Raw genomic sequence first — 8,758 nt, 5'->3', positions numbered from 1 at the left:
GTTGAAACTGTTGCGGGACTTGCTCATGATTCTGCTCCTTCACCTTGCTCAACCACTGCTGCACACATCACATTGACACAGCGGAAATACGCAGCTCTACTGCCATTGCCGGCCACGACCAGATTGCATGCGCGCGGTTCGCATTGCCGAATGAACTCCCTGTTTATTTCCCGCACTCTCTACGGGAAGTAAAATCTCATTATAAATGAGAATTATTATCATTTGTGAGCAAATATCAACTCCACTCGCAGAGCAAAAGTCGCCACCGGCAGCCCGAGTTGGACGCAGCTTTGCAAAGACAGGTATTCTTGCTTGCATTCCCCCGCTTCAATACAAGAGATCGCATGCTCCATCACTATCACGTCGTTCCTTGCACACCTGCTGTCGATGCGATCGCCAGACGTCTCCGCCGCTTGCCTGCATGAGTCCGGAACACACTGGCAAACCGCAGCAATCCCGATCCCGCGTGGCCAGACTGCTGTACGGCCTGGCTGGCGGATTGGCCCTGTTGCTGGGCGTGATCGGCATTTTCCTGCCCGGCCTGCCGACCACGCCTTTTGTATTGCTGGCGGCAGCCTGTTTCGCCAAGGCGTCGCCACGAGTACATCGCTGGATGTTGCAACACCGCCTGCTCGGGCCGATGCTGCGTAACTGGGAACGGCATCGCAGCCTCACGCGCGGCACCAAATATCTGGCCGTGGGCACGATGGCGCTGACCATTTCTTTTTCGATCTGGGCATTCTCCGATCGTCCGTGGGTGCAGGGCGCACTGCTGCTGCTCGGCGGCATAGGCGCGCTGGTCGTACTGCGCATACCTACGCGCGTGGATACCAGTACGCCAAACCGGCAACTGAAATAAAAAGCGCATCGTGCCTGTTCCGCACGATGCGCTTACATCCTGTTTTCAACACCTCACCAATACAAGCCGGATACAGCGACAAATTATTTTGAGTCGCGGATCCGTTCAATCAGAAAATCGCCGTAGCTTGTTAAAGAGCTCGCTTTTTTAATCTGGCTTGCCATCTGCGTTGTCCGCAACCTGCAGTCTGCGCCACAAGGTGGTGCGGCTGATGCCCAGATAATTTGCCGCCGCTTCACGATTGCCGTGGTGACGCTGCAATACTTGCTGCAGCGTTTCTGTTTTTTCCTGTGCCAGGACATCATGAGACGCCACAGCAATCACATCGTTGAGCAACGCAGACAATTCCGGTGCAATACTTTTCAGGAAGGCCGGCGTCAGCGCCTGCAATGGCGCCGCCGCCAAAAACAAGGCCAGGCGCTCCATCAAATTGCGCAGTTCGCGTACATTGCCCGGCCAGGCATACGACGCCAGCAAGGGCAGGCAAGTCAATATCTCTGCATGCAAATTGGCGTGCGGCCTGATATCCAGCGATGCCAGTGCGTTTTTTAAATACCATTCGGTCAGTACGGGCACATCTTCGGGACGTTCACGCAAAGGGGGCAAACTCAGGCGCAATACACTCAGGCGATAAAACAAGTCTGCGCGGAAGCGCCCTTCTTTGACGCGCGCATCCAGATCGCAATGCGTCGCGCTGATGATGCGCACGCTGACAGGAATCGGCCGCGTGCCACCGACACGCACCACTTCACGCTCTTCCAGCACGCGCAACAAGCGTGTTTGCAAAGACAGCGGCATCTCGCCGATTTCATCCAGAAACAAGGTGCCGCGATGCGCAGCCTCAAACAAACCCGCACGTCCGCCACGACGCGAGCCGGTAAACGCACCCTCTTCATAGCCGAATAATTCAGCCTCCAATAACGACTCCGCCAAGGCGCCGCAGTTGACGGCGACGAAAGGGTGGCCAGCCTGGGTCTTGCCCTGCATCAGCGGATGGGCGCGGTGCATCGCTTGCGCCACCAGCTCCTTGCCGGTGCCGGTTTCACCCTGGATCAATACCGTGGCAGGCGATTTGGCGAATAGCGTGACCGATTGCCGCACGCTTTCCATCGCAGCAGAGTCGCCGCGCAAATCCTTGATGTGATGTTTGGCGCGCAAGGTATCGGCCACCGGGAAGCTGCGGCCGCGCGTCGCTTCCAGTTGCGTCAGCCGCGCCAGTTCCAGCGCATCTTCAAATGCCTGGCGTATCGATGCGGAGGAATAAACGAAGACGCCACTCAGGCCGGCTTCTTCAGCCAGGTCGGTGATCAGTCCGGCACCGACGATGGCTTTGATGCCGGCGCTTTTCAATTCATTGATTTGTGCACGCGCATCTTCTTCCGTCACATAAGTGCGTTGCGCAATATTCAGGCCGAAGGTGGTTTGGAACTCGGCCAGCGCCGGCATGGTTTCCTGATAAGTGATCAGGCCAATATCCGGCGTGATCTTGCGCGCACGCGCCAATGCCTGCATTACATCGAAGCCGCTGGCCTTGGCGATGATGACGGGCACCGACAAACGGCTTTTCAGATAGGCACCGTTCGAGCCGGCAGCAATTACGGCATCGCAACGTTCGGTCGCCAGACGTTCACGGATGTGGCGCACCGCATCCTCAAAGCCCAGGTGTATCGGTTCGATGTCGGCCTGATCGTCGAACTCCAGCGTGATGTCGCGGAATAACTCGAACAAACGCGAAATCGATACGGTCCAGATGACAGGCTTGTCGGCATTGTCGCGAAAAGGAGAGGACGAACGTTTCATGTTTCACTCGTGCGTTTCAAACGTTTCAAATGTAACACGGCTTTTGGATGCTGCGCAGATTCTGCCTATCCCTACAGCAAACGGCAAAAACTCTCAAGCATTTGATTTGAAATGAATTTATTGTTCACCATCAAGATTTCCTTCCCAGATGAATGCGTCAGACACAGCATGGCACGCCCATTGCGAATATGAAAAGCAGGCACCGTCATGAAACACCTCGGCAAAAGGATATTCAATGAGCAGTCAGTCAAAAAGCAGCAAGCAAGTGTTGCGCGACAAGGTGTATGCCCGGCGCGGCCTGCTGGTGCCGGGTGCGTTCAATGCGCTGTCGGCACGTGTAATTGCCGACCTGGGTTTCGAAGCGCTCTATATCACCGGCGCTGGCGTGACCAATATGTACCTCGGTTTGCCTGATCAAGGTTTCATCGGCCTCAATGAACTGGCCGACCACACTGCACGCATACGCGATGCGGTCGATATCCCCATCATCGTCGATGCCGACACCGGCTTCGGCAATGCCTTGAATGTACGTCACACCATACGCACACTCGAACGTGCTGGCGCTGACGCCGTGCAACTGGAAGACCAGGTTTCCCCCAAGCGCTGCGGCCACTTCAATGGCAAGGAAGTTATTTCATGCGCAGAAATGGTCGGCAAAATCCACGCTGCCGTCGATGCCCGTAGCGATGAAGGCATGCTGATCATGGCGCGCACCGATGCGCGCAGCGTGCACGGCTTTGAAGATGCGCTGGAACGCGCAGCACGTTACAGCGAGGCTGGCGCCGACATCCTGTTCGTTGAAGCGACAGAAACTGCAGATGAAATACGCCGCCTGCCGCAAGCACTGGACAAGCCGCAACTGGTCAACTTGGTGATAGGTGGCAAGACGCCCATCTTCAACGCCGATGAACTCGCCGTACTTGGCTACGGCATCGTGCTGTACGCAAATGCCGCGCTGCAAGGGGCAGTCGCCGGCATGCAAAAAGCACTCACAGTCTTACGCGACACGCATCGCCTGGATGAAGACCCACATCTGGTCAGTCCGTTCAGCGAACGGCAGCGCCTGGTCAACAAACCCTACTTCGATCAACTGGAAAAGAAATACGCCGACAAGTAATCCCGTGATGGCCCCGAATGCATAAGGAGACAGACATGAGTGAACAAGCTGCAGGTTTCAAACCGAAAAAATCAGTCGCACTATCCGGCGTGACCGCCGGCAATACCGCACTCTGTACTGTCGGCAAGACCGGTAACGACTTGCACTACCGTGGTTACGACATTCTGGATATCGCCGATAGTTGCGAGTTTGAAGAAATCGCTTATTTACTCGTGCACGGGAAACTGCCAACCGCACCGGAACTGAAAGCCTACAAAACCAAATTGAAATCCATGCGCGGCTTGCCTGCCAACGTCAAGGCAGCGCTGGAATGGCTACCGGCAGCATCACATCCGATGGACGTGATGCGCACCGGCGTATCGGTACTCGGCTGCATGCTGCCGGAAAAAGACGATCACAATGCGCCTGACGCACGCGATATCGCAGACAGATTGATGGCATCTCTGGGTTCGATACTGCTGTACTGGTATCACTACAGTAACCACGGTAAGCGCATCGAAGTTGAAACCGATGACGACTCGATAGGCGCACACTTCCTCCATTTGCTGCACGGCGAAAAGCCATCCGCGCTGTGGGAAAAAGCGATGCACACTTCGCTGATTCTGTATGCCGAACACGAATTCAATGCCTCCACCTTCACCGCTCGCGTGATTGCCGGCACCGGCTCCGATATGTATTCCGCCATTACCGGCGCGATCGGCGCCTTGCGCGGCCCCAAGCACGGCGGCGCAAATGAATTCGCATTTGAAATTCAAAAACGTTATGAGAGCCCGGACGAAGCAGAAGCCGACATCAAGCGCCGCGTTGAGAACAAGGAAGTCGTGATCGGCTTCGGTCATCCTGTCTACACGATTGCCGACCCGCGCAATAAAGTCATCAAGGAAGTCGCACGCACGCTATCCAGGGATGCCGACTCGCTGAAAATGTTCGACATCGCCGAACGTTTGGAAACCGTGATGTGGGACGTCAAGAAAATGTTTCCCAATCTGGACTGGTTCTCGGCGGTGTCGTATCACATGATGGGCGTGCCGACGGCGATGTTCACGCCGCTGTTCGTGATCGCGCGCACTTCCGGCTGGGCCGCGCACATCATCGAGCAACGCATAGACAACAAGATCATCCGCCCGTCCGCACATTATGTCGGCCCGGAAGATCTGGCTTTCGTTCCGCTAGCCAAGCGCAAATAAGCGCCATGCCTCGCCTATCGTTTCATTCCTAATTACCTACGATCACGGGAATCTCATGTCTGCTCATATTTCAAATGTCCGTCCTAAACACGACAAGGTATTGGTCGATATCGTTGACTACGTCACCAAGTACAAAATTTCTTCCAAACTTGCCTACGACACCGCGCGCAATTGCCTGATCGATACGCTGGGTTGCGGCCTGGAAGCGTTGGAATATCCGGCATGCAAAAAATTGATGGGGCCGATTGTGCCGGGCACGATCGTTCCGAATGGCGCGAAAGTACCGGGCACGCAATTCCAGCTTGATCCGGTACAGGCAGCATTCAACATCGGCATGATGATCCGCTGGCTGGATTTCAACGACACCTGGCTGGCGGCAGAATGGGGTCATCCATCCGACAATCTGGGCGGCATCCTCGCCACTGCCGACTGGTTGTCGCGCAATGCTGTCGCTGCCGGCAAGAAACCGCTGATTATGAAAGACGTGCTGACCGGCATGATCAAGGCACATGAAATTCAAGGTTGCATCGCACTGGAAAATTCATTCAACAAAGTCGGCCTCGATCACGTAGTGCTGGTCAAGGTGGCCTCGACTGCGGTCGTGGCAGAAATGCTGGGCCTGACGCGCGATGAAATTCTGAATGCGGTGTCTCTAGCCTGGGTCGATGGCCAGTCATTGCGGACTTATCGCCATTCACCGAATACCGGTTCGCGCAAATCATGGGCGGCCGGCGATGCAACTTCACGCGCGGTACGACTCGCGCTGATCGCAAAGACCGGCGAGATGGGTTATCCATCGGTGCTGACCGCCAAGACCTGGGGCTTCTACGATGTGCTGTTCAAAGGCCAGCCCTTCAAGTTCCAGCGCAAATATGAATCGTATGTGATGGAAAACGTGCTGTTCAAGATTTCCTTCCCGGCAGAATTTCATTCGCAAACGGCGGTTGAGGCAGCAATGACGCTGCATGCCGAGCTGACTAAAGCCGGCAAAAAAATCGAAGACATCAAAAAGATCACCATACGCACGCACGAAGCCTGCATACGCATCATCGACAAAAAAGGTCCGCTCGATAATCCGGCTGACCGCGATCACTGCATCCAGTACATGGTTGCCGTGCCGCTGATCTTCGGCCGCCTGACTGCATCCGACTATGAAGACAATATCGCCAGCGACAAGCGTATCGATGTGCTGCGCGACAAGATCGTGTGCGTGGAAGGCCCTGCTTTCACCAAGGATTATCACGATCCGAAGAAACGCTCGATTGCAAATGCACTGACAATCGAATTCAAGGACGGCAAGAAGCTGAAGGAAATCGTCGTCGAATATCCGGTCGGCCATGCACGTCGCCGCAAGGAAGGCATTCCACTGCTGGAAGCCAAGTTCAAGATCAATCTGGCACGGCAGTTCCCCGCCAGGCAACAACAGAAAATTCTGGATATTTCCCTGGATCAGAAAAAACTGGAAGCGATGCCGGTTCACGAATATGTGGATTTGTATGTGATCTAGCCCTGCTGTACAGCTCATCCCGGCAGGTACGCCGGGATGAGCTGCCGCACTATAAAAATAACATTACAGAAATTGTATTTTTATCTGGCTGGAGGGAACTCATGAATTTCGATGCCGCTGCATACGATGCGTTTTACCGTCGCTCGATCGACGATCCGCACACCTTCTGGGCTGAGCAGGCACAGCGCATTGAATGGCATAAGCCGTTCACGCGCACACTGGACTACGACAAGCCGCCATTCGCCAAATGGTTTGTCGGCGGCGAAACCAATCTTTGTTACAACGCCGTGGACCGACACCTGGCAACGCGCGCTGATCAACCGGCATTGATCGCCATCTCCACTGAAACCGAAACCGAGACTGTCTATACATTTGCGCAATTGCATGCGGAGGTCAATCGCTGCGCTGCGATAATGCAATCGCTAGGTGTAAGGCAAGGCGATCGCGTACTGCTTTACATGCCCATGGTTGCCGAGGCTGCGTTCGCCATGCTGGCCTGCGCGCGCATAGGTGCAATCCACTCGGTGGTGTTTGGCGGTTTTGCATCGAACAGTCTCGCCACCCGCATCGACGACGCAACACCGGTATTGATTCTCTCGGCCGATGCCGGTTCACGCGGCTGCCACGTGACGCCTTACAAATCACTGCTCGATGAAGCGATCGTGCTGGCGCAACACAAGCCGACGCATGTATTGATGGTTAACCGCGGCCTTGCTCCCATGAAGACAGTCGCAGGACGCGATGTCGATTACGCCGCGCTGCGTGAAAAACATATGGATGCAGCAGTGCCGGTGGTATGGCTGGAATCCAATGCACCGTCCTACATCCTCTACACCTCAGGCACCACCGGCAAACCGAAAGGTGTGTTGCGCGATGTCGGCGGTTATGCGGTGGCGCTGACCACCTCCATGGATTTGATTTTTTGCGGCAAAGCCTGTGAAACTTTTTTCTGCACTTCGGATATCGGCTGGGTGGTCGGCCACTCGTACATTATTTACGGACCCTTATTGGCAGGCATGGCGACCGTTTTATATGAAGGACTGCCGATCCGGCCGGATGCATCCATCTGGTGGAGTATCGTTGAAAAGTACAAAGTCACGCGCATGTCGTCAGCCCCGACCGCCATTCGTGTGCTGAAGAAGCAGCCGCTGGAACTGTTGAAGAAACACGATCTATCGTCGCTCAAGGCACTCTATCTGGCGGGTGAGCCGCTGGATCAAACCACTTCCGAGTGGATATCCGGCGTGCTGGGTGTACCTGTCATCGATAATTACTGGCAGACCGAAACCGGCTGGCCCATCATCTCGATCGCCAAAGGCGTAGGCGACAAGCCCACTCGCTCAGGCAGTCCCGGTTTACCCCTGTACGGTTACAAGACGAAGATCATCAACGAAGTCAGCGGCGAAGAATGCGTAGCCAATGAAAAAGGCGTCGTCGTCATCGAAGGACCATTGCCACCTGGTTGCCTGCAAACCCTGTACGGCGACGACCAGCGCTTCGTCAACACTTACTGGCGCAATTACAAACGCGAAGCGTATTCGACCTTCGACTGGGGCATACGCGATGCCGACGGTTATTACTTTATCCTCGGCCGCACGGATGACGTCATCAATGTCGCCGGACACAGGCTAGGCACGCGCGAAATCGAAGAAAGCATTTCCAGCCATGGCAATGTGTCGGAAGTCGCGGTCGTCGGTGTCGAAAACCCAATCAAGGGACAGTGCGCTGTCGCTTTTGTCATCCTCAAGAATGCAGTGCTGGCATCAAACCCCGAGGAGGCGAAAAAGCTGGAAGCTGAAATCATGAAAGTGGTGGATAAGCGACTGGGATCCATAGGCCGGCCATCGCATGTGTACTTTGTCAGTGCCTTGCCCAAGACGCGCTCCGGCAAGCTGTTGCGACGCTCGATTCAGGCAATTTGCGAAGGGCGTGATCCCGGCGATTTATCGGTGATAGAAGATCCGGCGGCCTTGCAGCAGATACGCACAGCACTGATAACAGCGTAGAGTACGGTTCAGCCGGGAGCGTTAAGCGGCAACTGAAATTAAAAAGCGCATCGTGCCTGTTCCGCACGATGCGCTTTTGTCCTGTTTTCAACGCCTCACAAATACAAGCCAAATACAGCCCGAATACAGCGGCTGATTATTTTGAATCGCGAATACGTTCGATCAGCAGATCGCCATATTTGGAAGTCGATACGGTGCCGCCCAGATCGACGGTACGTCCGCTTTCTGTACTCAGGACGGAATCGATGGCATCGCGCAGCAGTTTGGCCTGTGCGTGCAAAC

Annotated in this window: 6 protein-coding genes; 5 read left to right on the top strand and 1 reads right to left on the bottom strand. The window is 55.1% G+C overall.

Annotation, left to right across the window (positions count from 1 at the left end; translation table 11 throughout):
• Positions 1-421 precede the first annotated feature (421 nt).
• On the top strand, positions 422-859 hold the full coding sequence (locus ABWP27_RS10805) for a YbaN family protein (protein WP_353156539.1): 438 nt from the start codon (positions 422-424) through the stop codon (positions 857-859).
• A 147-nt stretch (positions 860-1,006) separates the two neighbouring features.
• On the opposite strand, the gene prpR is transcribed toward ABWP27_RS10805, so the two are convergent.
• The gene (gene prpR, locus ABWP27_RS10800; protein ID WP_353156537.1) at positions 1,007-2,659 is read right to left on the bottom strand and encodes a propionate catabolism operon regulatory protein PrpR; all 1,653 of its coding nucleotides are present in this window, start codon (positions 2,657-2,659) and stop codon (positions 1,007-1,009) included.
• Positions 2,660-2,894: 235 nt separating this feature from the next.
• Between prpR and ABWP27_RS10795 the strand changes: the two genes are divergently transcribed.
• The 4 genes from ABWP27_RS10795 to ABWP27_RS10780 all read left to right on the top strand — a co-directional run bounded on the left by ABWP27_RS10795 (position 2,895) and on the right by ABWP27_RS10780 (position 8,476).
• Complete coding sequence (locus tag ABWP27_RS10795) at positions 2,895-3,776, top strand: isocitrate lyase/PEP mutase family protein (protein WP_353156536.1); 882 nt, start codon at positions 2,895-2,897, stop codon at positions 3,774-3,776.
• Positions 3,777-3,811: 35 nt separating this feature from the next.
• Entirely contained in the window at positions 3,812-4,963 is a 1,152-nt protein-coding gene (prpC, locus tag ABWP27_RS10790) for a bifunctional 2-methylcitrate synthase/citrate synthase (protein ID WP_353156534.1), read from the top strand.
• Positions 4,964-5,018: 55 nt separating this feature from the next.
• Positions 5,019-6,470, top strand: a complete 1,452-nt coding sequence (locus tag ABWP27_RS10785) for a bifunctional 2-methylcitrate dehydratase/aconitate hydratase (protein WP_353156532.1) — start codon at positions 5,019-5,021, stop codon at positions 6,468-6,470.
• A gap of 101 nt (positions 6,471-6,571) precedes the next feature.
• Entirely contained in the window at positions 6,572-8,476 is a 1,905-nt protein-coding gene (locus ABWP27_RS10780) for a propionate--CoA ligase (RefSeq protein WP_353156529.1), read from the top strand.
• Positions 8,477-8,758 lie beyond the last annotated feature (282 nt).

The organism is Herminiimonas fonticola (assembly GCF_040395855.1).
In the GTDB taxonomy this organism is placed as follows: Bacteria; Pseudomonadota; Gammaproteobacteria; order Burkholderiales; family Burkholderiaceae_D; genus Oxalicibacterium; species Oxalicibacterium fonticola_A.
This window is presented reverse-complemented; position numbering and strand designations above follow the sequence as displayed.